We start from the raw sequence: 25,648 nt of genomic DNA on the forward strand, positions 1-25,648 counted from the left end.
TCAATTCTCCTTTTATTCTTGATTGACTCTCAACATTTTTTGAATCATCCAGGTCGCTCCCATGCTAAGGATGAGCAACCCAAAACCAATCGCACTTCCATACCCGAAGTTGAATTTCCCAAACGCTTCTTTATACATATAAGAAGCAATCACTTCCGTGGCATGCCCCGGGCCGCCTCCGGTCATGACGTAAATCAAATCAAAATATTTCAAAGACCCGACAACGGCTAGAATCACCAATACTTTTAACACCCCAGAAATAAGGGGCACCTTAATTTTGTAGGCAATTTGAAAGGCATTGGCACCATCGATTCTTGCAGCTTCAATCAATTCTTGGGGTACATTGATCAAAGCCGCATACATAATAATGATGTAAAACCCCGCATACTGCCAAACGATCGGGATGAAAACCGAATATAGCGCCATATCCGGATCCGCCAACCAAAGTGGAGTCTCTTTTATCCCAAACATAGACAATAAACTGTTAATCAGCCCATTCATCGGATCAAAAATCTTAATCCAAAGTTGAGCGATGGCGACAGACGACATAAGCATGGGAATAATGTAAATTTTTCTAAACAAATTCCCTCCCTTAATTTTGCTCGCTAATATTAAAGAAACGATTAAATAGCCGATCAAACTGAGAACGGAAAACAACGCCAACAAGACGGAGTGCCAGGTGCTCTCCCAAAACAGCTTGTCATGAATAAGCTTTTTATAATTCTCCAAGCCGATGAACTTCATCTGGCCTACCCCGCTCCAATCCATCAATCCATAATATCCCGTCAGCGCAATCGGGATATAAATTAAAAACAAGACAAGGAGAAGCGACGGCAGGACATAAAGAATGATGGCTGTTTTATTGGACATAACGTTTTTCATCGCTGATAACTCCTTCTTTACAAATAAGGGGGCATGTGTTGTTCCAGATGCCCCCAAAATTCTTATTTGTTGGCTTCCTCCGCCAACGCGTCATCATGTTGTTTCGCAAATTCTTCTGGAGTGATTTGTTTGCCAAACAGGGCCGTCATTAAGTCATGGTGCAGCTCAGAAACATTCGGGCTTGCTTGGGTGTCAAACCAAGTCGTAATGTTTGTCGCGTTATTAATGTCATGCAAGACATCCAGGTACATCTTCGGTACGTTCAACCCTTCTGTATTCACCTTTGTAGCTGGTAAAATGCCTGCACCCTCCACTGACCGTTTGCCCCATTCTTTGACAAGGTACGCCGCGAAGTCTTTCGCTTGTTCTTTATGCTTTGAATTTTCCGCGACAAACGCGCCTAACCCAGGACCGCCAACATAACTGTTGATGTCCGTTCCTTTGCCGCCTTCATACAGTGGGAATTTAAAGTAACCAACCTTCTCTTTAAACTCTTGCGGCACATCCGGGCTGGTTGTAAAGTTCGGCAACTCCCATGTGGCCGTTAAGAACATGGCTGCCTTTTCGTTTAGGAAATAACCTTTAGCATCATCATTCGAGAAGGCAGTGTTCCCTTTGACAAAGAACCCCATATCCACAAGATTTTGAACTTCTTTTGCCGCTTTGACAATAGCTGGGTCAGACATTTTCACTTTTCCTTGAATGACATCGGTCAAAATCGTCGGGCCGCCAATCCGGTCAGCGAGGTACATAAACCACATCGATGCCGGCCATCCGTCTTTTGAACCGACCGTGGCTGGAATCACCCCGTGCTTGATCAACGTTTTCCCAATATTTTTCAAATCTTCAAAGGTTTTCGGTTCCTGAAGACCATATTTTTTGAAAATCTCTTTGTTGTAGAAAATATACGTGATGTTCATCTCCATTGGAAGCGCATACGATTTGCCGTTAAAGGTATACGCTTCTACCGTTCCAGGTACAAACTGGTCTTTAAATTCTTTTTCGATAATATCATTTAGCGGCGCAAATTGTCCTCCAGTGGCGTATGGTTCGGCAAAACCGTTCGACCACGTCAACCCTACGTCAGGCAATTCATTCGAAGCGGCCAACACTTTTAATTTATCCCGATATTGATCCGGATTTAATACCTCTACATCAATCTGAACATTCGGATGCTTCGCTTCATAGTCTTTAATAATCTCCTCTACAAGATTGTAGTAAGCGGTTGAACTGCCTTTTGGCCAGTCGTGCATAAACTTCAAATGAATTTTCCCGTCTCCGGATTTCCCCTCGCTCGCAGAATCGCTCGACGAAGAAGAACAACCAGACAGCACAATCCCCGCCATCAACATTAGCAAAACCAACCATGTGAACGCTTTCTTTTTCATAAACTGTACCCCCTTTTCTATTCTTTGCTTGCAAATACAGTCTACCATCATCATGAAGGGGGAAAAAGGCAACAACCATTAGGAAAAGTACCAGTATTTTTAGATTACTTTTCTTTTTGACTTTTTCGATAGCTGCTCGGAGTCTTTCCCTCCATTTCCTTAAACAAATGAATAAAATATTTCGCTGTTTTGTAACCGCACTCTTCCGCAATCTCTGATACAGCCATATCAGTCGTCATCAACAGTTCTTTAGCTCGCTGCATTCTTCTTCTTGTGAGATATTCGCTGAATGTGAGTTTCATTTGTTCTTTAAACAACGTGCTAAAATAGCTTGGATTCAAATGGACGTGCTCCGCCACTTCTTTTAGTGATATATCATCTTTTAGATGCCGATCAATAAATTGGATGGCCTCGCGAATCGGTTCACGAGTTTGGGGGTGACGGTCAAGGGCATCGATGAGTTTATCGTCAATCAATTGTTTCATCACTCGTTCCCTTTCCTTTTGCTCGGAAACGTGGATCGCTTTTTCTACCACTTCGAATAATTCGCTTTTTTTCACCGGCTTCAACAAATAGTTTAATACCCCAAGGCTGATGGCTTTTTGCGCATAATCGAAATCAGGGTAAGCAGAAATGAGGATCACTGCCGGAGAATCGTCTTTTTCTCTCATTTCCTCTAACACATCAAGCCCGGTAATTTCCGGCATCCGAATATCTGTCAGTAACACGTGCACCCGCTCTTGCCGCAAAATGTCAAGCGCTTCTTGGCCGTTGGCAGCCGTTATGATTCGGTGTTTGCCGGAGGCCCATTTTTCCAACAACCGCTTCATCCCTTCCCTCGCCCTCGGCTCATCATCCACAACTAAAATGGTCTTCTCATGCATCATTTCTCCCCTCCGTTCACGGGAATTCGAATCGTGACTTTTGTGCCTTTGTTTTTATGGCTGTCAATCGTTATGCCATCGCTCGTTTCTTTCTTGTAATAAAGTTGGAGACGTTTTTTCACATTATACAATGCCATTCCTTTTCCTTTCGCTTCTCCTGTATGCATAGCCTGTTTCACCGCCTCGAGCCTTTCTTCATCCATTCCAACTCCATCATCTTCCACCATGATCTCCAGATGACGATCCGAAACCGGTTTGACAGCCACGGTAATGGTACAAGGGGCTGTCCGGTTTTCCGAACCATGCACGACCGCGTTTTCGACTAACGGTTGAATCAACAGTTTTGGGATTTTGACATTTTCCCATTCCTCAGGCAGCGACAAATGCCACTTGATGCGATCGCCAAACCGAAATTTGATAATGTCCATATAATTTTCGATATGGCGAAATTCCTCTTTCAATGTAACCCAATCATCGTTCACATTTCGGCTGATGGTGTAGCGAAACAGCTCTGACATGGACACAACGACATCTGCCAACTCTTCTTCCCCTTTCTCTTCTAACGACCACCGCAACGACTCCAACGTGTTGTACAAGAAATGAGGGTTGATTTGCGCTTGAAGCGCTTTCAATTCACTTTGGCTGCGAACAATCTCTTTTTGATACACCATTTTGATCAAATGATTCGTTTCTCTCACCAATTGGTTATAGGTGCTATTCAGCTCCCTGATCTCATTGACCGTAACCATTTTCGGATCAACTGTTAATAACCGCTCATTCGCCAGCCGCATCGTTTTCGTTAATTGAACGATCGGCCGCGTAATAATGGTCGAGAGAAGCAGCGAACATAAAAAGTAAACAAGCATCCCGATAATGCCAGCGAAAATGATCCCAAACCGAATGCTGTTCACTCCCTTGGTCAGGGCACTGACAGGCGTTAATATGAAAACGGTGAACCCTTTGTTGGAAGACTGCTTTGTTACCATGTATTCGGTTTGATTTATTACCGTTGCTGACCGTTGATTTAATGAAGATACATCAGTTAAGCTGGAATTATTTGAAAAAATAACCTTTCCTTCCGGATCGGAAACCAATACGTATTGCCCCGTGTTCACCTCAGTAATCGCGAAATACGGCTTGTAAATTCGCACAAGCAAGTATCCCCCGTTGGCAAAATGACGCTCCATCAACGTAATGCGCCGTATCGCTAAATAAAATTGCGGGTTTCGCGGATCTTCTCCGATCCATACAAGTCTGCCTTTCGCGCGATCTGCTTCATAAATCCACTTGACGCTGAGGCGCTGAAACATCTTCATAGAACTGTCTAAAGGAAACACTTGCTTCAAATCTTCTGTATAGAGCTCGACAGAGTAAATGCCCTCAGAGTTGGCTTGGATATTATTGACCACACTTTTTAGCCTTTGCAATTCTGGAAACGTCACTTTCTCTCCCGCATGGATTCGTTCAAATAATCGTTGAACTTCTTGATTGGTCATCACAAACTTTGTCGCTGTATTCAACTGTTCAAACAATGAATCAATCCGACCGCTCGCTTCAATAGCTGTCTGCTTGATTTGGTTTTCAGCGTTGTTCCGAATCAACAGGGACACTTGCTTGAGCGTGATCATGCTGACGAGAGACAGCACAATCACCATGACAAATAGGAATACGACCAATATCTGATTTCGCAACGTGTTCCATTTTTTTAGGTAGCTAAGCATGGCGATGTCCCTTCCTAACGGAAAAGAGTATGTGAAAGACAAATCTCTTTAATTACTAGTATAGTGGCTTCTACATAATTTGTATAGAACACAAACAAAGATTGTCGAAACAAAAAGCTGGTCGTGTCCGGTTCATCAACCATCCGACCAGCTCATTCAACTTCATATTCGTCTTGATTTCCACAGCATTCTATGTGGTGACCAGCAACATCGATACGTCTATTTCTCATTCACCCACACCGTCATCTCCCCTTCCCCACGGTTGCACCAAGCGTAATAAGGAATCGCTCGGAACGAAACTTCATAGGTTCGGGGTTCAATCGGCCGATACAACTCATCATTCCATGCCGACTCATCGACCCGCTCGGCGATGCCAGTGATTACCACGGTCCCTTCTAGCAAGTCCGGCTCAAAGTGCGCCTCAAGCTTGGCATCGCGCGGAAGGAACAAATTTGCCAAATTCGGTCCGTTATCGACTTCTTCCAAACAATACACAATCGGCCCGCGCTGCAACGCAACTTTGCCAGCGTTGGCACGCACTTGGGGATGAGCCTTGATTCGTTCGATCGGCATCGGGAAATAGAGCTTGATCTCATCCCCTTGCCGCCACACTCGACGGATATAAGCGTACCCTTTTTTGGTCAGCGGCGCAATGTCTACGTTTTCCCCATTGATCGTTACCTCCGCTCCCCGGCACCATCCAGGAATGCGCAATCCAAGTGTAACCCGAGTTCGACAGTGACTAGGCAAACAAAATGCCTCTCGCCCCTTGATGCAAAAGGGACGAGAGACATTTGGGCACACTTCGGGCGTGTATCTAGGCGCGAGGATGGATGCCTAGGATCTTCGGAGGAGGCTCCAGCCCTAGAGCCGTAAAGAGTTGCGCTTGTTTGGCCGTCAGCTCGGTTCGTTGATAAAGGTCGCCGTTTTTGGAAGAAAAATGTCCAAGCATAAGACGCTCACATTCATCCCTTACTTTCGGCCACGATTCATATTTCCCAAGCCTGCTCAGGAGAAAGGAATCGCGAAATGCTTTTGGCCAGACGCTCCAGGACGGCGCGATCCACCTCGTCTTCGCGCCCAAACGAATAAATCACCCTTGCTTTCGCATATTTGGCCTTCGGATCCCATTCGTTGTGAGCAAGCTGAAGATACGCAACAGTCGTTCCATCTTTGTTTTTGCGTGTGACTCTCCGTATGTACATGCCTATATTATAAACGATATTTGGCTATTTTAAAAAGGTTAAATTATCAAATCGTGTGCCTATTAAATTCAGCGTTTTTTTCTAGGATCCGCATCGTGAAATCCTTGATATTACAGCATTTTGACCATTTTCATTTGCCTAAAATGGCCTCAAAACTGTCGAACTCGGGTGTAAATTCCTGAGCTGATTCCGCCGAAACCGTCAATCGAACCGTTCCATCCCAAGGATAATTCGTCTCTTGCACGATCTCGACTGACCGACCGCCTATTTCCGTTTGAATGTTGCTGCCGACATAAAGGTGGACGAACAACGCATCCGATGTTTGTGAATAAATGTAATGGCCGATCGAGGCGATGAGACGGGCCAAGTTCGGCGGGCAGCACGCACAGCTGAACCATTTTTGCCGCACCGGTTTCACATGGCGTTTGTCATGGCGTTCACATGCCTTCGGCCACACTTCGAGCGGGTTGACATAAAAGAATCTCTTGCCGTCCAAATCCATGCCGCTGATCGTTCCGTTGTATAGCGCCCGTTCCATCACATCCGCGTACTTCCCATCCATCTCCAGTTCCAGCATGCGGCGGGCCCAAAACACTAACGCAATTGCCGCGCACGTCTCGGCATAGACCGTATCATTCGGCAAATCAAAATCAAACGTAAACGATTCGCCAAAAGCGCTCGAGCCGACGCCGCCCGTGATATACATTTGCCGTTTCGTCACGTTTTCCCATAACGTTTGGCATGCTTGTTTCAACGATTCGTCTCCCGTTTTCGCCGCCAGTCCAGCCATGGCGGTATACATATAGAGCGCCCGCACCGCATGCCCAACAGCTTGTTTTTGTTCCCTGACCGGAATGTGCGCCTGATGGTAACGATACCCGCCGTCATACCAAAATGGCTTCGTTTCCCCTCTTGCTTCTTTTTCCTGATCAAAGTAATGAGGTTGCTGCCCGCGCTGATCAATAAAATATTGGCTCAGTTTTAAATAGTTCTCGTTTCCAGTCGCCTCATACAATTTCAACAGCGCCAACTCAATTTCCTGATGTCCGTCGTATCCAGGAATTTGGCCTTCCCCGCGGCCGAATACCGTACCGATATAGTCGGCATATTTGCACATAATGTCTAAAAAGCGCCGTTTGCCTGTAGCCTGGAAATAAGCAACTGCCGCTTCGATCAAATGGCCGGCGCAATACAATTCATGGTTGTCCCGCAGGTTGGTCCAACGTTTACCGGGTTCCTTGACCGTATAATACGTGTTGAGATAGCCGTCCGGCTGCTGGGCGCGGCCAAGCAGCTCAATCACGTCATCCGCGAGTGCTTCCAATTCCGAGTCGCGCTTTTCCTCGAGTAAATACGCCACCGCTTCGAGCCATTTCGCTACATCGCTGTCTTGAAAGACCATCCCATAAAATTCTCCATCTGATTCGCCAGCGGCGATGCGGAAATTTTCGATTGCATGGCTTGGTTCAGCGCCTAGGATGCGGTCATTAAGCGCTTCCCACTGGTAAGGAACGACTTCGTTCCGGACGACATCGATATATCGTTTCCAAAACCGATCCTTGACATTTGCCCTTATTGTAGCTTTTTCCACTTTGATTCCCCCTATCATGTTCCTAAAACCCATTCATTTAAAAAGTAGAGAATCGTAAAGCGGTTCGGACGCAATCGATGAGCCTCCCGCAGACTCCGTTCAACCAACGGAAGATCGATGCCGAGTTGTTCCGGGAGAGCGGCCCCTCCTACTTTCTCTAACATAGTTCGAACGCGCCCTGGAGAGGGCAAGGATTCAAGCAGTTTCTGAATAGAAGCCGCATTGGCTTTGAGTCGTTTCCTTGCAGTTTCGTCTATTGATTTCGGCCGTTCTTCTAGTTTGTTCCATAACGGCAAAAAGACGCGTTGATAGTGTTCAATGATCATCGGAGTCGCTACGCCAACCTTCGCCCCGTGCAGCACTTGCCGTTTGTTCCGACGCAAAAATTCCATTTCCCAGTAGTGGGACAGATGGTGTTCCGCTCCCGATGCCGAGTACGATTGCCCCATGAGCAACATCGCAATGCCCGACTGCAGCAACGCATTCATTAATACACGAATCCCTTGTTCACCGCCATCGGCAATGTCATCAATATGGTCGACACATGCTTTGAGAGATTGTTCGGTAAGCTGGTGAACAAATGGACAATAGGGCTCATCGGCCATCCAGTGGGCAAACTGCCAGTCGACCAATGACGTATACTTCGCCACCATATCGCCAAATCCAGCGGCGATCATCTCTTTTGGAGCCCGGGATAACACATCCGTATGAGCAAACACAGCGACCGGCGCCTGTGCTTGAATGGTTTTTTTCACCCCACGAATGATGAGCGGAGCTCCCATTGACGTAAATCCGTCCACCGATGGGGCAGTGGGGACAGAAATGAACGGAATCTTCATTTTATAGCTGCTAAAACGGGTAATGTCATGAATCGTCCCTGCTCCTGCCGCAATGAGAACATCGACATCGTCGGGCGTTTCCAGAAGCACTTGCACAATCGAACGTTCATCGGCGATGACATCCCCATTTTGATCGGGTTGCACGAGGCATATTGTATAGCGGATCGATTTGTTTTCCAGTTCATCACACAATGACTCCCCTGCTGCCGCAAACGTCCGCTCATCGGCCACCACGGCCACCTTCTCATACCGCTTATGACGCAAATAAGCAACGAGCTGCTCAAACGCGTCACATCCCACCGCCATCTGTTCGATCGGGATGTCATAATGACGGTGGCCACAATCGCATTGTTTCACCAATGGCACGATTTCTTCTATTGAATTCACTGCACGATCTCCTTTCCGAGCCCCACGATATCATAAATGGAATCCATCACATAATCCGGCCGTTCTTTTTCCCTCCATGCCTCTAATTCGTTGCGCTTCGTATTTCCTGTCAGCACAAGAGCGGTTTTCATACCGTACATTCTCCCCATGCGAATATCCGATTCCACGCTGTCACCAATGACGAGACAGCGGTTAGGAGGCACCTTCAGCTGGCGCAAAGCCGCTTCGACCATAAAACAAGAAGGCTTCCCTAACACAAGTTCCACTTTTCGGCTCGCCGCCGCTTCAATCGCTCCTACCATCCCGGCGACATCAATGGCATTCCCATGTTCACTCGGAAATGTTTTATCGATGTTGGTCGCAATGATTCGCGCCCCATGATGGACCGCACGAAATGCCAAATCCAAATCGCGGTACGTCATCGTTTCATGCAGCGTGATGATGAGAAAATCCGCGTCTTCGGGAGCCGGTGCCAATGGCACCTGGTGATGCTGCAGCTCTTCACGCAATCCTTCGTCGCCTAACGTCCAAACTTGGCATAGCGGATAATGTTTCCGAAAAAATTGGGCTGTTACCGTTGAGGATAAAATGATGTCTTCCTCCCCCGCCGCAATTCCAAACCGTCCAAGCCGTTCATGACACATGCGGCGCGACCAATTGCCACGGTTGCTGACGAACACGATTCGTTTTCCAAGCGAACGGAGGTAGGCAACCGCCTTATCTGCATGCGAAATGAGTTCATTTCCCTTCCATATCGTCCCATCAAGATCAATCAACACCCCTTCAATTTCCTCTATCAAGAGCCATCCCCCTCCATCCGCCTATGATGTCCGCCCGCCAAACCGATAGACCGTCGTTGATGCTCGCTCTTTGCCAGCCGGCAATACGATCGAGGGAAACTGCGGATGGTGAACCGCACCCGGCAACCCTTGCGTTTCTAAGCAAATGCCGAGATGTTTCCGCGACGGCACGCCGCCTAGATCTAACCCTTCCGGCAACTGGTTCGATGTATACACCACCACGCCGACTTCGTCCGTCTCCACCGTCAGCACCCGCCCGCTCTCCGGGTCGGAAAGCACAATCTCTTTGTCATGATGCCGATCGAGCCAAAACGGATGGTCATAGCCCCCGCCGACGAGTTCAATTTGCGGATGCCCCGATTCGACCGCCTCCCGGATCGCCTTTCCTTGCCGCAAGTCAAACGGCGTGCCAGCGACATCCAAGACGCGGCCCGTCGGAATCAGCTCCTCATTCAATTCCAGCACACGCGAGCTTTGGATCGTCAGCGTGTGATCCAATATATCGCGCTTGCCGTTGCCGCTTAGGTTGAAATACGTATGGTTCGTTAAATTGACGAGCGTCGTTTTGTCCGAACGAGCCCGGTGTGTGACGATCCATTCGTTGTCATTGTTCAGCCAATATTCCACTTGAACATGAACCGTTCCCGGGTACCCTTCCTCCCCGTCCGGACTCGTGTACGAAAAGACAACGCCAACCGCATCGTCGCGTTGGACGGGCTCGGCCTGCCAAAGCACACGATGGAATCCGTTCGGTCCGCCGTGCAAGTGGTTGTTGTGTTCGTTTTTCGCCAACCGGTACGTGACGCCCTCAAGCTCAAAGCTCGCTCCACGAATGCGCCCCGCCACCCGGCCGATCACGGCGCCGAAATAAGGGGCGTTCTCAACATACGGTTCAAATCGTCCAAACCCGAGCACGACGTTTTCGATGTTGCCGTTCCGGTCGGGAACGCGGAGGTCCGTCACGATGCAGCCGTAGTTTGTCGCCGACAGTCCCATGCCGCGGTCGTTTGTCAAGGTGAATAAGAACACGTCGTTTCCATTCCATTCGGACCACTTTTCGTATGTAATGTTCATCTCGATTCTCCTTCCTTCATAACCGTACAATCGCTCCCGTTTTCATCGATGTGCGGCAAGCATCAAGCGCCCGTGCTTGTTGGATCATGCGCTCCGGGGAATACAACAGCGGCGTTCCTTCGAGAACGGCGCGTGAAAAGTGCTCGATTTGCAGCGCGTATTGATCGCCTGACACCGTTTCCTCGCGTACGTTCCCATCAGCCGTTGCGACCGTAATTCGCCCCTCGCCACCATCCACATCCGGTCGATACGCCCGCGAGACAACGATTTTTCCCTTCGTACCCACTACTTCGTATTCGTTCTGAAAGAGCATATCAAAACTGCACGTGAACTGCGCAAGAACACCGTTTTCCATCCTCATCCATCCGTTCGTCGTTAAATCAACCGAATGGTGTGGATCAAAACAAGATTGGACGAACAGCTCAACGGGCTCGGTATCAAGAATGTGTCTCGTCGAATGCACACAATAGCAACCGACATCGAACAGACTTCCCCCGCCAAGCTCATCGTTCATGCGGATATTCGTTTCCCGGTCTTGCAAGTAAAAGGAGAAATGGGAGCGCATGTACTTAACTTCGCCGATCTCGCCAGCGGCCAAAAGCTGTTTGACCCGTTCGTGCTGTGGGTGGAATTGGTACATGAACGCTTCCATGAATAAAACGCCATTTTTCTCGCATTCCTCAATCATGCGCCGGACATCTTCTTCACATAAGGCGGCCGGCTTTTCACAAAGCACGTGCTTTTTCTTCCTCGCCGCTTTGATTGTCCATTCAGCGTGCAGGCTGTTTGGAAGCGGGATGTACACTGCGTCGACGTCCGGGTCATCAAGCAGCTGGTCATAGCTGTCATACGCTTTCGGAATACCGAGCTCCTTCGCCGCTTGTTTAGCTCTCCCGCTCTCACTCGCGATGGCCACGACTTCAGCGTGATCTGCCCGACGAATGGCGGGAATCATCACGTCTTTGGCAATGGCAGCTGTACTCATAATACCAAAGCGGACTTTACATCCCATATTTCGTATCTCCTTCCCGTTTTCAAAGGGATAGGCTGGCCATCAGACCAGCCTTCACTTCCTTATCGTTTTCCTAAACGAATGACGTTCCACGACAACTTCGGCAACGTCGCTGACACTTTTCCACCGGACGACTGGGCATCGCCGTTGCGGTGTGGAACGACCGGAGACGATTGCGCTGAATTCGTTTGTTTCACATTTTCATGCTCCAAAACGATATGCTCAATGACGCGATAGTCTTCAAAACTGCGAACATCGCATTCGAGCAGCAACGCATCGTCCATATCACGGTTGACGGCAAAAATCGTCACTTCTTCTTTTTCTTCATTGTAAACCGCAATCGATTCTAAGTATGGCACATCGGTGAAGTCTTTGCTGTCGTATTTCGGGCTGGAAACCACCGGATGCAACGCCACTCCTCTTCCATACACAGAGGCGTGCATAAACGGATAATAAATCGTTTGTTTCCAAGCCGGACCGTTCTTTTCCGTCATAATCGGTGCAATGACGTTGACTAGTTGGGCCAAACAAGCGATTTTCACCCGGTCCGCATGTTTCATGAGCGTAATGAGCATGCAGCCGACAAGAAGCGCATCTTCAAGGTTATAAATATCTTCCAACAGAGGCGGCGCAACGGTCCACGGCTCAATTTGCTTATCCGCCTCATTTGAGTGGTACCATACATTCCACTCATCAAACGAAAGATGGATCGTCTTCTTGCTTCGTTTTTTCGCCTTTACATAATCGGCAATCGCCACAACCGAACGGATAAAATCATCCATTTCCAGCGATAGAGCCAAATAATTGGCCGTATCATTGTCTCGGTTCCCGTAGTATTGATGGAGAGAAATATAATCGACATGCTCATACGTATGATCAAGAACCGTCGCTTCCCATTCCGCAAACGTCGGCATATTCCGGTTCGAACTGCCGCAGGCGACGAGTTCAATCGTCGGATCGACCCATTTCATCACTTTGGCTGCTTCGCAAGCAATCCGCCCGTACTCGATGGCCGTTTTATGGCCGATTTGCCACGGGCCGTCCATCTCATTGCCTAGACACCATGTTTTAATTTTATGCGGCTCTTTATAGCCGTGGGAAATGCGCAAATCGCTGTAATACGAGCCCGATGGGTGGTTGCAGTATTCGACTAAGTTGCGTGCTGCATCAATGCCTCGTGTCCCTAAGTTGACAGCCATATTTACTTCGGCCCCGACCATCTTGGCCCAGTCCATAAATTCATTCAACCCGATTTCATTCGTTTCCACCGACCGCCATGCCAAATCCAACCGCCGTGGCCGCTTTTCTTTCGGCCCAACGCCATCCTCCCAGTTGTAGCCGGACACAAAATTCCCGCCCGGATAGCGGATGATTGGCACTTGCAGCTCTTTGACTAGTTCAATGACATCTTGGCGGAAGCCGTTTTCATCGGCCTGCGGATGGCCTGGCTCATAAATCCCTCCATACACCGCGCGGCCGAGGTGCTCGATAAATGAGCCATAAATGCGTTTGTCGATTTCAGCGATTTTGAAGTCTTTTTCGATGATCATGGTTGCTTTTTTCGTAGCCATCTGCCACTCTTCCTTTCTATTTTTTATCAACTTGTCAATCTATTCTTCCCTTCCCCATTTCGCCCTTCCCGGAAGCGGGCAACATTCCCGCCTCCATTTTACTTGGTAATGGACAAGATACCTGCTATAGGCGCAAGTTGTGCCATATTGGAGAGAGGAACAACTTCTACATATATTGATCCTTTTCTCATATACGTCATCGGAAACGAGTGCTGAACGATCAATTTGTTCAATGAGCGGATCCATCATTTCCCGTGTAACGATGACGCTACCCGCGCAGTCTTGGCACCAATTTTTTCTTCCATATTTTCCGCCGCCTTTGTCTTCATTGTCGTTCAATCAAAGCCGCTTTATTTTCAACAATCGCTAAAGTGACGACAGACATGGGCGGAAGTTTGGCCCTCAGTGTATGTTGGCCGAGCTCTATTTGACGGAACGGTTCGGGCTTCACTGCATCCGGCTTTTCAAATGTATTATGGGCATTCATCTCATTCGCTGTTAACATCGTGCCGAATACTTGCTTGCGTGCGAGGCTGTCTCCACGAAACTCTAAATCTACTACCGCCTCATTTCGATGATCAATATTGCATAAACTGATATGGACAGTTCCTTCCCCGTTCTTGGATGCAGTGATGCTTACTTGCGGCAACGTTTCCCCGCGATGCTCATACTCGGCACATGAAGACTCTATTGCCAACAACTCGGCATCTTGGTGAACCTTATACATGTCAAACACATGATACGTAGGCGTGAAAATCATTTGTTCCCCTCTTGTCAAAATGACCGCTTGCAAGACGTTAACCGTTTGCGCAATATTCGCCATTCGCACTCGATCACAATGGTTATGGAAAATATGAAAATGGAGAGCTGCGACAAGCGCATCACGGATTGTATTTTGTTGATATAAGAATCCCGGATTCGTGCCTGGCTCTACGTCATACCACGTTCCCCATTCATCCACAATGAGCCCGACGCGCTTTTCCGGATCGTACTTATCCATAATCGTGCTATGCCTCGTAATCAATTCATCTATATATAATGCTTTTTTCAATGTAATAAACCACTCATCTTCTGTAAAATCCGTGGCGGAGCCTTTCCCGAGCCAAAAGTCCCCAGGAATTGTATAATAATGAAGGCTCAACCCATCCATAAAGCGGCCGGCATTTTTCATTAAAACTTCTGTCCAGTAATAGTCATCTACATTCGCACCACAGGCAATTTTATAAATTTGATTGTCCCCGTAATTTCTGACATATGTTTGATAGCGGCGATACAGGTCGGCGTAATATTCAGGGCGCATATTCCCTCCGCAGCCCCAGTTTTCATTCCCGACCCCGAAATATTTCAACTTCCACGGCTTCTCCCGCCCATTCTCCTTGCGCCAATTCGCCATTGGCGATTCTCCATCAAATGTCATATACTCAATCCATTCTGACATCTCTTGAACCGTGCCGCTGCCTACATTGCCGCAAATATAAGGCTCGCATTCAAGCATTTCGCATAACATCATAAACTCGTGAGTGCCGAAATGATTGTTCTCAATCACCCCTCCCCAATGGGTGTTAATCATTTTTTTGCGCTGCTCCCTTGGGCCAACCCCATCCTTCCAATGGTACTCATCCGCAAAGCAGCCGCCCGGCCACCGTAGAACCGGAACTTTTATGTTTTTCAACGCTTGCAATACATCGTTGCGAATCCCATTTGTATTCGGAATCGGAGAGTCTTCTCCGACCCAAATTCCTTCATAAATGCAACGCCCAAGATGTTCCGCAAAATGGCCGTAAATGTTCTTGTTGATGGTTCCTTTTGGCATGTTGACGTTTATTACCGCTCTGTTTCTCACAATACCTCTCCCATTCCTTTCATTAATGTTATGTAGATATTTGCTTCACCAGTGTCAGATTATAATTTGTACGTACTATAGAAGACATTAAACAAAGTTAAGGTATATTTGTACGTATAAATTTCAATTCGATTGTATCACAACCTTTCTTTTTTTCAAGGGGGCTTTCAAAATTTTCGAATCGTTCGCAACACCTCTGCTTTGCCGCCCTATCCATCGATGGAGATGCGAGCCCCCTTGGAAAAAGCCAAGGGGACTTCTCTGATTTATTCACTCGTTTGCGCCAAGTCAGTCACCTGGGAAGGAGTTAACGCGCCCTCGTAAATGCGCAGTTCGTCAATCAATCCTTTGAATGGAGGATCCCACCAGTTTACCCCTAGAGCGAAGCTTGCGTTTGCGCCGGTGAAGACATCCGGAAAGTTTGTGCCGCTGAATTTTTCCACGCCGTTTATATAAACTTTAACCGCGCCGTTATCGACCGAGAACGCTAAATGTGTCCACTGACCCGTTGGGATTTTCCAAAAAGTTCGACCATCATACCATGGCGAGCTTCCTGACCATAGCATCGTATTGCCGTCCCAACCTTGCGGAACGAGGCTTACCCAATGGTTAGGATCCTTGGCGCCAAAGAAAGTTGTCGTATGCGTGGTTAATTGTTCCGGTTTCACCCAAAGCGACACCGAATATTGGTTGCTTGAGACCAAACCGTCCGGCAAGCGGATGCCAGATTGTCCGTTCAATACGGCCGCTTTCCCGATCTTGCCGTCTGCATAAGCGATCGTGTCGCCCTCGTTATCGATTCTATTGCCAGTAATCGTACCTGGTCCAAAATTGCCCGTACTATCGCTTAAGTCATTGTTATCAAAACTGTAATGCGCAGTTAACTTCGCTTCCTCGTAGGGCAGTACAGTAATGTGAAACACTTTCGTCGCTGTGGCATCTCCTTTCGTAATCGTCGCCGTAAGGGTAGCCGTAACAGGGGCTGAGCCGACTTCCGGACGATGAACGACTCCCGTCTCGGAAACCACCTTTGCGTCCGAAGTGGTCCACGAAATTACCGTATGCCTTGTTCCCTCGGTGGGAAGATGTAAGTTGGAAACCACGTGATCGGTATCACCAAGATCCAAGTCACTCGCGACATCCTCTACAATTTCCTCATCTGTTTTATCAGCCAGTTTGCTCCCCCAGATCGAGACACCTTCATTTGAAAGAGCGGTAAAGGCCATGACATAACGTTTGGAAGTGGGATCCCATTGACGTACAAATACCCCGTCATACGTTTCTCCATCGATTGTGATTTCTGCTTGATTATGTCCGATTTTTCTCCACGTCCCAGTGGCATCCCCGGAAATGGTGTTATTTCTGTTCAAGCGTACAAATATTTGCTTTTTTATGTCAGCCGAATAGTCTTTCCCGTGATTGATCAATTGATATTCCCCAACAACATCTTGCTTGTTGACTTTTTCAAGCTTTTCGCCTGCATACCGATATGGAGCTACAACCGGCCATCCATTTTTATTCATAAACATTTGATGGACCCGGACTTCATGATACTCACCCGATTGCGGAAAACGAGTATGAAAAACTAAAAATTGCTGGCCAGTTTTGCGGTCCAAATAAACAGAGTTATGCCCCGGAGAGACATACCCTACGCCGATTCCCGTCCCAGGATCCCCTACTTTTCGTTCGAATAAGAAGTTCCCCATAATTTTATTGCCATAAGGGGAGTTATCAACTTCTCCGGGCAAAACGGCACTTTGCCCCTTTGCATCTACGTAAGGTCCTGTCGGGCTAGTTGACCGAAACTGTCTCATGTTATAGCCGCCGTCCGCTCCTAACCAACCATATGTGACATACAAATAATAATAGTCTGTATTTTTATCGTAGACGATGTACGTCCCTTCTCCTGATTGATAATACCCGCCCGCGATCTTTATGCCGAAATATCGGTCAACAAGCCGTCCATCGGGAGTTTTTCCATCTTTGCCAGGATAGATCGGCTTGCCAGTCGTTTTGTCCATCGGCAGGACAAAAATACCGCCAGACCATGATCCGTAAGCCATCCAAAGGTTCCCTTTCTCATCATAGAACAAATTGGGGTCAATAGCGTTAGGAAAGTCTCGATTATTATACGATCCATCATTATGAAACCAATCGGCCCGCACCCCTTTCAATTTTCCTTGCTCGATCAATTTAGGAATATTCGTATTCGTCCATTTTTTATTGATTTTGCTGTTGGCATCATACGCTTCCTCTTTAGTAAATCCGGAATATACAATTGTATCCACATACTTATATGGGCCTTCGATATGCTTAGACACCGCATATCCGATGGCTGACCGAATGTAAGTGGACGAAACCGAGTAATAAATCATATAGGCTCCTTTTGTGCCGTCTTCATTGATATAGTCTTTGTTCCAAAAAACATCCGGAGCCCAAACCGCAAAACCGCCCTTGCTGTCGGCATCATTTTCGCCCGCCCATTTAAACGAACCAGCCAAATTCTTTGATAAATCGCCATATAGCTTATTATTTGGTGTTGTGTAGCCATTAGTAAACTTCTCCCAATTCATTAAATCTTTTGACTTGGCGGCCTCAATATGGGAACCAAAAATGTAATACGTATCACCGTCTTTCACAATCGATGGATCATGGACAGATACATTTGTAAATTGGGGATCCTTTACCTTTTGATTTTGCCGGACATTCTCTCCTGTATGCTTCTCTTCTCCCCTCCCTAGCGTTGCGCTGGACAAACATACGGCAACAATTAAAAGAAACAGAGCGATTCCTTTCAAACTTCTCCTTTTCATCCTAAGCACCCCTTTTTCATGCTAAACCTCTATCCTTTAATCCCTGAAATAGCAATCGATTCAATAATTTGTTTTTGGAAGATGACAAACACAATAATCATAGGCAACAGAGCGACTACGGAAGCCGCCATAATTAACGGATAGTCACTTTGAATTGCAAAATTGGCGTTAAAGCTAGCAATCACCAATTGCAATGTTTGCTTTTCCGGAGAATTCAGATAAATAATAGGCGCTAAATAGTCATTCCATATCCCCATAAACCATAAAATCAATTGTGCAGCAACAGCCGGCCGAATTAAAGGGAGAACAATTTTATAATAAATTTGGAAATATGAACATCCATCAATTTTTGCCGCTTCAATAATGGAATCAGGTATGCTGCTTAAATATTGTCTGAGAAAAAAAATCATCATAATATTTCCAAACAATCCTGGAACAATTAATGGCAATAGCGTATCCGTCCACTCAAGGCTAGAAAACATGATAAACTGCGGAATCATAACCACTGGATAAGGAATCATCATTGAAGTCAACAATAAAAGAAAAATTTTATTTCTTCCAGGGAATCGCAACTTGGCAAATGCAAATGCCGCTAAACTGGAAGTAAATGTTCCGACTACCGTTACCGTGACAGCGACAATCAAGCTATTGATCATCCCCGAAAGCAAAGGACCTTTTTCCCATATCTCGATATATTTTTCAAAATGTATCGTTTCCGGAATCCACTTTGGCGGCAAAGAAAATACATCCTGCTTATCTTTCAAGGACGTCGATACCATCCAGAGCAAGGGCGCGATCATAAAAACGGCTCCCACAGATAAAAGGAAGAAAAGCACTAAGTTGATGATGCGGTTTTTTTTCGCCACCGTATTTACATTAAGTTTCGCATTTTTTTGCACAACTGCTTCCATAACGATCCTCTCCTAATAAGAAAATGCATTAATCCATATCAAATCTTGACCGCTCATTCAACCGGAATTGAATATACGTGACGATAAATATAAAGATTCCGAGGATTACAGCCATAGCGGATGCATATCCTAATTGGAAATTCCCAAACGCTTTTTGCCAAATATACCAAACAATCGAGGCCGAGCTAAACTCCGGTCCTCCGTTTGGCGTCATCACGTCAATTTCCGTAAAAATTTGCGCCCCACCAATTACTGAGGTGACAATAATAAAGAAGGTTACGGGCTTCACCATCGGCAGCGTAATATACCAAAAAGATTGCAACGCGTTAGCCCCATCCAGCTTTGCCGCTTCATAAAACGTTTTTGGCACGCTTTGCAAAGCAGCCAAATAAAGCAACATAGTATACCCTAATCCTTTCCAAACGGCCATAATAATTAACGCAGGTTTGACAGTGTGAACATTCTGAAGCCAGTTAGGCCCTTTGATGCCAAAAAAACCTAAAAACTGATTAACTAATCCATAATCCCCATTATACGCCCATTGCCACAATATGGATATCGCAGCAATTGAAGAAATAACAGGAATATAATAAATCACGCGAAAGACATTGGTTCCAGGAACCCCTCTATTCAGTGCCAAGGCCAGCAGAAGAGACAGCACCACACCGATAGGGATGCCAATCATCATAAAAATCGTGTTATACATAGCTTTGTAAAAATATTCATCTTTAAACAAGGCTTTAAAATTGTCCAGCCCTATAAAATTCATTTGCCCAAGCCCGTTCCAATCGGTAAATGCCCCATATAAAGAGTAGAGAGATGGAACAAAAGTAAAAACAAGGAATCCTATCACCGGAGCGGAAATAAACAAGTATGCATAAATTTTTTCCTTTCGATACAAGGACGATTGGTGGCTTCTTCTCCGCTTCACGCCTCTCCCCTCTTTCAATATCATAAGAGTATTTCATCCGCAGGCTAATAAACAAATACCGGTGTTATTGGCACAACACCGGTATTCACCTGTTTTCTCTTGAACAATTGTCATTTTTTGCTTGCTTGTTTTTCTTGTTCGATTGCCTGATCCAACAGCTTTTGCATTTTCGGCTTTGCTTTCTTTACGTACTCTTCAGCGGACATTTTTCCATCTAAAACTGGTTGCAGATTGCGATAAAACTCGTCGTACCATTCACCGTTGTACGTATATTCTGTCGGAAATGAACGCCCATAATCATTAATGATATCCAAAAATTCCTGCTTGTTTGCCGGCTTAATGGAAGGATCTTTTGCCCACTCTTCAGCTACTTTCACAGAGTTCGGCAACTGTACACGCTGGTCAACAAGCGCTTTCTGTCCCTCTGGATCAGCGGACAAATATAATGCTAACTCTACTGCCTCTTTTGGATGCTTGGTCATGCTTGACACCCCGATTCCAAGCGACCCAACCCAAGTAGCCGGTTTGCCAGTCGAACCTGCAGGCCATGGAATCAAATCATACTCAAATTTGATTTGTTGGTCAAAAGCAGCTAAATCCCAAGGACCTACAGGGAAAAAGCCAAGTTGCCCTCTCAACCAGCGTTGATACGTATCCAATGTCTGCGCCTCCGCAATCGATGGGGTGACCTTATATTTATTCTGCATGTCAGCAAAGAATTGGAGGGCTTCTATAAATTTCGGATCGTCAACGGTAACTTTCGTTTTGCTTTCATCAATCCAATCGGCACCATTGCTCCAAACAAACGCTTGCAACGTCCATGTGGCATTTAAACCTGTTCCCCATTGGTCGAGTTTCCCATCGCCATTCGTGTCTTTGGTTAGTTTCTTACAAACATCAATAAATTCTTGCCATGTATATGGTTTATCTTTATCTGGAAGAGGAATCCCTGCTTTTTCAAACATTGTTTTATTGTACCCGAGTGCAAACGGTCCTAAATCTTTCGGCAGCCCATAAAGATTTCCCTGACCGACCTTTTCTCCATCAAATCGATATTTATTTACCCCTTTTTCCCAAATATCTTGGAGATTAACACCTTTTGAGTTTTCTACATATTTTGTGATGTCTAATAGTACATTGGAATTCACATAAGCGCGAAGTTCTCCGGGGTTGAAATAAAACACATCAGGTATTTTTCTTCCCGCGATCGCAGCCCGTAGTTTCGTAGCATATTGATCTGGCGACGTAACAACAATATTTACTTTTACATTCGGATGTTTTTCTTCGAATTTTTTCACTACGTTCTTATAAGCTGTTTGCTCTTGGGGCTGTCCCCTAAACATAAACGTCAGTTCTATTTTTTCCCCATTGCCATTGCCGACAGATGCGTTTTTGTCCGAACACCCTACTAAAGCAGAAATCACGGCAAACGCTAGAGCAAGAAAAAGCGTTTTCATTTTTTTCGTCCTCATCATCCAAATCCCCCTTCGTCATACTCATTTGCAGCCATACTTCACGCCAATCCAAATGTGCGAACAAAACACCTTCATATTTCTTAAAATAATGAGCCCCCTCCTAAATATGTAAGCGTATTCTTTATTCAATTACATATTAATCTAATTGTTCGTACATGTCAATGAATTTTTCTAAAATTTCACCTTATTCTACTTAATTTGTTCGTACATATTATTACGTTCTTTGATCCCATCCGTTCATAAAATGTATTCTTTCATAAATCCCTTTAAATACCGGTTGTTTTTTTGAATGGAATCAAATCCTCTCTCACATATTTTCTCTGCCTTCAAACTGACAAATACGGCCACCCTTCATCATCCCAATACAAAGGCCGGATTTGCAACGTTGGCTCTCCGTTTTTGAGAGCGTCGTACGCATGGTTCACAAGAATGGCGGAAGCCCCCGAGAAATAAACGGCGCAATGCCCTGGTCCTATCCAACGGTCGTTCCCTGCGTCAAGAATCGTGCCGCCTCCCTGCATCATCGATACACCATTTTTGTCTACGTATGGCCCTGTAATGTCCTTTGACCTACCAACGGCGATTTTATACGTGCTTTCAATACCGCGGCAGCAAAAATCAAATGATACAAACAAATAATAATATCCGTTCCGGCACACGATAAAAGGGGCTTCGATCGCATTAGGCTCCTCACCCCTGCTGGCAATCGTCAGCAACTCGGCCTGCGCGGCAGGTTTCATTGTTTCAGTGTCGAGCTGAATCAACTGAATTCCCGACCAAAAAGAACCGAAACTTAACCAAGGTTGCCCTTCCTGATCAAAAACTACATTCGGATCTATCGCATTATAGTTATCGGAAGCCGTTGAATGAATAACGGGACCCATGTCTTTCCATTCATAGTCAGGATTTCGCGGGTCAAGGGTCCGATTGGTCGCCAATCCAATCACCGATGTGTTTTTTCCAAAGGTAGAGACTGAATAATACAGATAGTAAATTCCGTTATAAAAACATATATCGGGCGCCCATAAATGATCTTCGTCTTTTTCTGGAACATACTGCTTGCACCAATCCGGCAACGATGGAAATACCCGGTCCATATTCTCCCAATGAACCCCATCTTCAGATGTTTTGATTTGAATGCCCCTCCCGGTGTGAAAAACATACCATCGACTTCTCTCTTTTGCAATGACTGGATCATGAGCCCATAAATCTCCCTTAAGACTCCAATCCATTTCGTAAAAGTTAACATTGCCAAAGGGGTGGAAATGAACCATTTGCTTAGTCTCCTTTTAATTTGGATTATTTTCAGAACTTTATAACATATTGTTTTAAGCCCAAAACCATTGCTGAGATGGAACATGCCATAGTTTCTCAATTCTTTAAGAATCAAAAAAAACAAAGTCTATAACCCCTTCCCTACAGCTGGGGATAATTTCACCAATATCGACTGATGGGGACCTAATTCAAATGCCAGTTGATGTTTAACTAATCCTAGATCCTCTTTGGCCCACAAATCCCTAGCCTTCATAGGTTCCATACATCCTAGATCATTTAAAGAAACAGAAACAACTGATCGTTTTTCACTAATGTTAAACATGGCGACAAATTGATTTCCTTCAGCATCCTGTGAAGTCCAAACGACATGATCATTCTCCCGATATACTTGCCGTGCTCCGTAGCCATTTTGATGAACGTGTAATACTTCTTCATTTGTTAAAAGAGAAAGCGTCCACTCGTCATTATCTCTTAATTCACCGCCAAACATCAGCGGAGATCGAAAAATTATCCATAACGTCATCATCGTACGCTGTTCATCTTTGGTAAATCGGGTCATACGGTCGGTACCACCGCCATCTACCGAACGAATGCCAATATGACCTAATGGCAGCATATCCGCATCGGGCCAATGCCCTGGACCAACAAGCTTGCACCATTTATAGCATCGCTCAAACATATCATAAAGCAATTCCCATCGATCCCAGAAATCATCAGTCATTCGCCACATATTCGCATTTTCCACAAACAACGTAGCATGATCAAGTGGAGCTGGTCCAGGCGACAGGCTAAGAACCATAGGGCGTCCGCAGCGATCAATTGCCTTACGAATCATTTTGATTTCTTCCGTATGGGTACCATAAAGTTTTGATGCAGCAATATCATCGACTTTTACAAAATCGACTCCCCATTGCGCATAAAGCTGAAATAAGGAATCGTAATAAGCCTGAGCTCCTTCTTTTCGATGGTCTACTCCATACATATCAGTGTTCCAAGGACAAATTGAGTTCGTATCCGCAATATCGCGTGCACCTACATTTGTCCCCAAAATTGGCGTATTTTGATGAACAGCTTGACGTGGAATTCCCCGCATAATATGGATGCCAAACTTTAATCCAAGATTGTGGATGTAATCGGCCAATGGTTTAAATCCCTTTCCTCCCTTGGCTGATGGAAATCGATTTACCGCCGGCATTAAACGTGAATATTCATCCATTTCTAATGGGACAAACGGACGGTAAATCGATAAATTGGCGCCGGGTTCATACCACTGAATATCGACCACAACATATTCCCATCCAAATGGTTTTAAGTATTTTGTCATATATTCCGCATTCCCTTTTACTTCATCTTCCGTAACTGACGCCCCGTAACAATCCCAGCTATTCCATCCCATTGGCGGAGTTTTTGCCCACTGATAGTGATGCATACTTGCATCTCCTCTCTGCACATCCTTATTAGAATAAGAGGACATGAGCCCTCCCCTCAAGTCAGCCCATGTCCCCGATGCCGCGTCATATTCCGGATCTACACATGAAATCTATCGTCCCCTCCAAAACACTTCATTCCATCTCAATTCATTTTTGAACGATGAGACAGACGTATGTTCATTGATCACGACGCATTCAATGCCAGCCATTTCCGCAAAGTCTTGCAACTGTTCCGTTGTGACCGCAAACGAGAAGCACGTATGGTGGGCGCCGCCAGCTAAAATCCATGCTTCAGCGGAGTCGCGAAGCGACGGGCGAGGCTTCCATAAAATGCGGGCGACTGGCAGTTTCGGCATGTTATGTTCCGGTTTTACCGCATCGACTTCATTGACGATCAGGCGGAAACGGTGCCCTAAGTCGATCAATGACGCGTTGACCGCCGCACCCTCGCCGCCGTCAAACACAAGACGGGCCGGATCTTCTTTTCCTCCGATGGAAAGCGGATGAACTTCGATTCTTGGTTTGGTTGCCGCGATGGTCGGGCATACTTCGAGCATATGGGCGCCGAGAATCAGTTCGTTGCCAGGCTCAAAGTGGTACGTGTAGTCTTCCATAAACGACGTCCCTTTGCCGTCGGCCATGACTTTCATCAACCGGACGAGTGCGGCTGTTTTCCAGTCGCCTTCGCCGCCAAAGCCGTAGCCTTCCGCCATGAGTCGCTGAACGGCGAGTCCCGGGAGCTGCTTCATCCCATGCAAATCCTCAAACGTCGTCGTGAAAGCGGTAAAGTTCCCATCCTGCAAAAAGGCTTTTAACCCAAGCTCAATCCGCGCCTGTTCGCGGATCGACTCGCGGATCGGCCCTTCTTGACGGCCAGCGGGTACAATGTCATACAGCTCCTCGTATTCATCGAGCAACTCGTTCACTTTTTGTTCGGAAACATCGTGGATGTATTGCACCAAATCCCCGATGCCATAACCGTTGACCGACCAGCCGAATTGAATTTGCGCTCCGACTTTGTTCCCTTCCGTTACCGCCACTTCGCGCATGTTATCGCCGAAACGGGCGACTTTTAGGTTACGGCTTTCAACAAAGGCCACAGCCGTCCGCATCCATTTCGCCAGCCGCTCGCGGACTTCTGGGTCTTCCCAATGACCAACGACCACTTTTCGGGCAACTCCCATTCTCGCACCGATAAATCCGTATTCCCGGTCACCGTGAGCCGATTGGTTTAAGTTCATAAAGTCCATGTCGATGCTGTCCCACGGAATATCACGGTTAAATTGAGTGTGAAGATGCAATAACGGTTTTCGCAGCTCCAAAAGGCCGCCAATCCACATCTTCGCTGGCGAGAATGTATGCATCCAAGTGATGACCCCAGCGCATTGTTCGCTCGCATTCGCCTCAAGGCAAACGCGCCGAATTTCCTCTGGCGTTGTGACAACTGATTTGAAAACAAGTGGGAACGGGAACACTGAATCTTGATTCAGCTCATTGACAATCATCATTGAATGCTCTTCAACTTGCTTTAATGCTTCTTCTCCGTACAAGTGCTGGCTTCCCGTTACAAACCAAAATTCATAAGGACGTAATGATAACATGATTGCCTCTCCCCA

General features: G+C 46.3%; 18 protein-coding genes and 2 pseudogenes. All 20 read right to left on the bottom strand.

Going from position 1 to position 25,648, the window contains the following annotated elements:
- Window positions 1–12: 12 nt before the first annotated feature.
- On the bottom strand, window positions 13–882 hold the full coding sequence (locus A0V43_RS06825; RefSeq protein ID WP_013145180.1) for a carbohydrate ABC transporter permease: 870 nt from the start codon (window positions 880–882) through the stop codon (window positions 13–15).
- Window positions 883–944: 62 nt separating this feature from the next.
- Window positions 945–2,270, bottom strand: coding sequence for an extracellular solute-binding protein (locus A0V43_RS06830; protein ID WP_013145179.1), 1,326 nt, complete (start codon window positions 2,268–2,270; stop codon window positions 945–947).
- Between the two features lie 104 nt (window positions 2,271–2,374).
- Window positions 2,375–3,154, bottom strand: coding sequence for a response regulator transcription factor (locus A0V43_RS06835; RefSeq protein WP_063192706.1), 780 nt, complete (start codon window positions 3,152–3,154; stop codon window positions 2,375–2,377).
- Entirely contained in the window at window positions 3,154–4,875 is a 1,722-nt protein-coding gene (locus A0V43_RS06840) for a sensor histidine kinase (RefSeq protein WP_063192707.1), read from the bottom strand. The genes A0V43_RS06835 and A0V43_RS06840 overlap by 1 nt, the downstream gene beginning before the upstream one ends.
- A gap of 219 nt (window positions 4,876–5,094) precedes the next feature.
- Window positions 5,095–5,589 (bottom strand): glycoside hydrolase family 127 protein, encoded by a 495-nt coding sequence (locus A0V43_RS06845; RefSeq protein WP_236930977.1) that lies wholly within the window; start codon window positions 5,587–5,589, stop codon window positions 5,095–5,097.
- Between the two features lie 281 nt (window positions 5,590–5,870).
- A pseudogene (locus tag A0V43_RS20360) lies at window positions 5,871–6,080 on the bottom strand (IS1634 family transposase); the annotation flags it as partial.
- A gap of 169 nt (window positions 6,081–6,249) precedes the next feature.
- Window positions 6,250–7,689, bottom strand: a pseudogene (locus tag A0V43_RS06855) (glycoside hydrolase family 127 protein); the annotation flags it as partial.
- Window positions 7,686–8,897, bottom strand: coding sequence for a sn-glycerol-1-phosphate dehydrogenase (locus tag A0V43_RS06860; protein ID WP_015374987.1), 1,212 nt, complete (start codon window positions 8,895–8,897; stop codon window positions 7,686–7,688). The pseudogene A0V43_RS06855 and the gene A0V43_RS06860, both read right to left, overlap by 4 nt.
- Window positions 8,894–9,697, bottom strand: coding sequence for an HAD-IIA family hydrolase (locus A0V43_RS06865; protein ID WP_063192710.1), 804 nt, complete (start codon window positions 9,695–9,697; stop codon window positions 8,894–8,896). Before A0V43_RS06865 ends, A0V43_RS06860 begins: the two co-directional genes overlap by 4 nt.
- 21 nt (window positions 9,698–9,718) lie before the next feature.
- Window positions 9,719–10,771, bottom strand: a complete 1,053-nt coding sequence (locus tag A0V43_RS06870; RefSeq protein WP_063192711.1) for an aldose epimerase family protein — start codon at window positions 10,769–10,771, stop codon at window positions 9,719–9,721.
- A 16-nt stretch (window positions 10,772–10,787) separates the two neighbouring features.
- Window positions 10,788–11,783: a Gfo/Idh/MocA family protein gene (locus tag A0V43_RS06875; RefSeq protein WP_063192712.1), complete on the bottom strand. Its 996-nt coding sequence runs from the start codon at window positions 11,781–11,783 to the stop codon at window positions 10,788–10,790.
- A gap of 62 nt (window positions 11,784–11,845) precedes the next feature.
- Window positions 11,846–13,354, bottom strand: a complete 1,509-nt coding sequence (gene arfA / locus A0V43_RS06880; protein ID WP_063192713.1) for an arabinosylfuranosidase ArfA — start codon at window positions 13,352–13,354, stop codon at window positions 11,846–11,848.
- Between the two features lie 325 nt (window positions 13,355–13,679).
- Window positions 13,680–15,167 (bottom strand): alpha-N-arabinofuranosidase, encoded by a 1,488-nt coding sequence (locus A0V43_RS06885; protein ID WP_063192714.1) that lies wholly within the window; start codon window positions 15,165–15,167, stop codon window positions 13,680–13,682.
- 296 nt (window positions 15,168–15,463) lie between these two features.
- Entirely contained in the window at window positions 15,464–18,010 is a 2,547-nt protein-coding gene (locus tag A0V43_RS06890) for a LamG-like jellyroll fold domain-containing protein (RefSeq protein ID WP_063192715.1), read from the bottom strand.
- Between the two features lie 29 nt (window positions 18,011–18,039).
- The gene (locus A0V43_RS06895; RefSeq protein WP_013523906.1) at window positions 18,040–18,921 is read right to left on the bottom strand and encodes a carbohydrate ABC transporter permease; all 882 of its coding nucleotides are present in this window, start codon (window positions 18,919–18,921) and stop codon (window positions 18,040–18,042) included.
- Between the two features lie 28 nt (window positions 18,922–18,949).
- Complete coding sequence (locus tag A0V43_RS06900; RefSeq protein WP_013523907.1) at window positions 18,950–19,852, bottom strand: carbohydrate ABC transporter permease; 903 nt, start codon at window positions 19,850–19,852, stop codon at window positions 18,950–18,952.
- 110 nt (window positions 19,853–19,962) lie between these two features.
- Entirely contained in the window at window positions 19,963–21,324 is a 1,362-nt protein-coding gene (locus A0V43_RS06905; RefSeq protein WP_013523908.1) for an ABC transporter substrate-binding protein, read from the bottom strand.
- 329 nt (window positions 21,325–21,653) lie between these two features.
- Complete coding sequence (locus A0V43_RS06910) at window positions 21,654–22,601, bottom strand: arabinan endo-1,5-alpha-L-arabinosidase (RefSeq protein ID WP_063192716.1); 948 nt, start codon at window positions 22,599–22,601, stop codon at window positions 21,654–21,656.
- A 128-nt stretch (window positions 22,602–22,729) separates the two neighbouring features.
- Window positions 22,730–24,031 (bottom strand): glycoside hydrolase family 27 protein, encoded by a 1,302-nt coding sequence (locus A0V43_RS06915; RefSeq protein ID WP_063192717.1) that lies wholly within the window; start codon window positions 24,029–24,031, stop codon window positions 22,730–22,732.
- 111 nt (window positions 24,032–24,142) lie between these two features.
- The gene (araA, locus tag A0V43_RS06920) at window positions 24,143–25,633 is read right to left on the bottom strand and encodes an L-arabinose isomerase (protein WP_063192718.1); all 1,491 of its coding nucleotides are present in this window, start codon (window positions 25,631–25,633) and stop codon (window positions 24,143–24,145) included.
- Between the last annotated feature and the right edge of the window lie 15 nt (window positions 25,634–25,648).

This window comes from Geobacillus sp. JS12 (assembly GCF_001592395.1).
Lineage (GTDB): Bacteria > Bacillota > Bacilli > Bacillales > Anoxybacillaceae > Geobacillus > Geobacillus zalihae.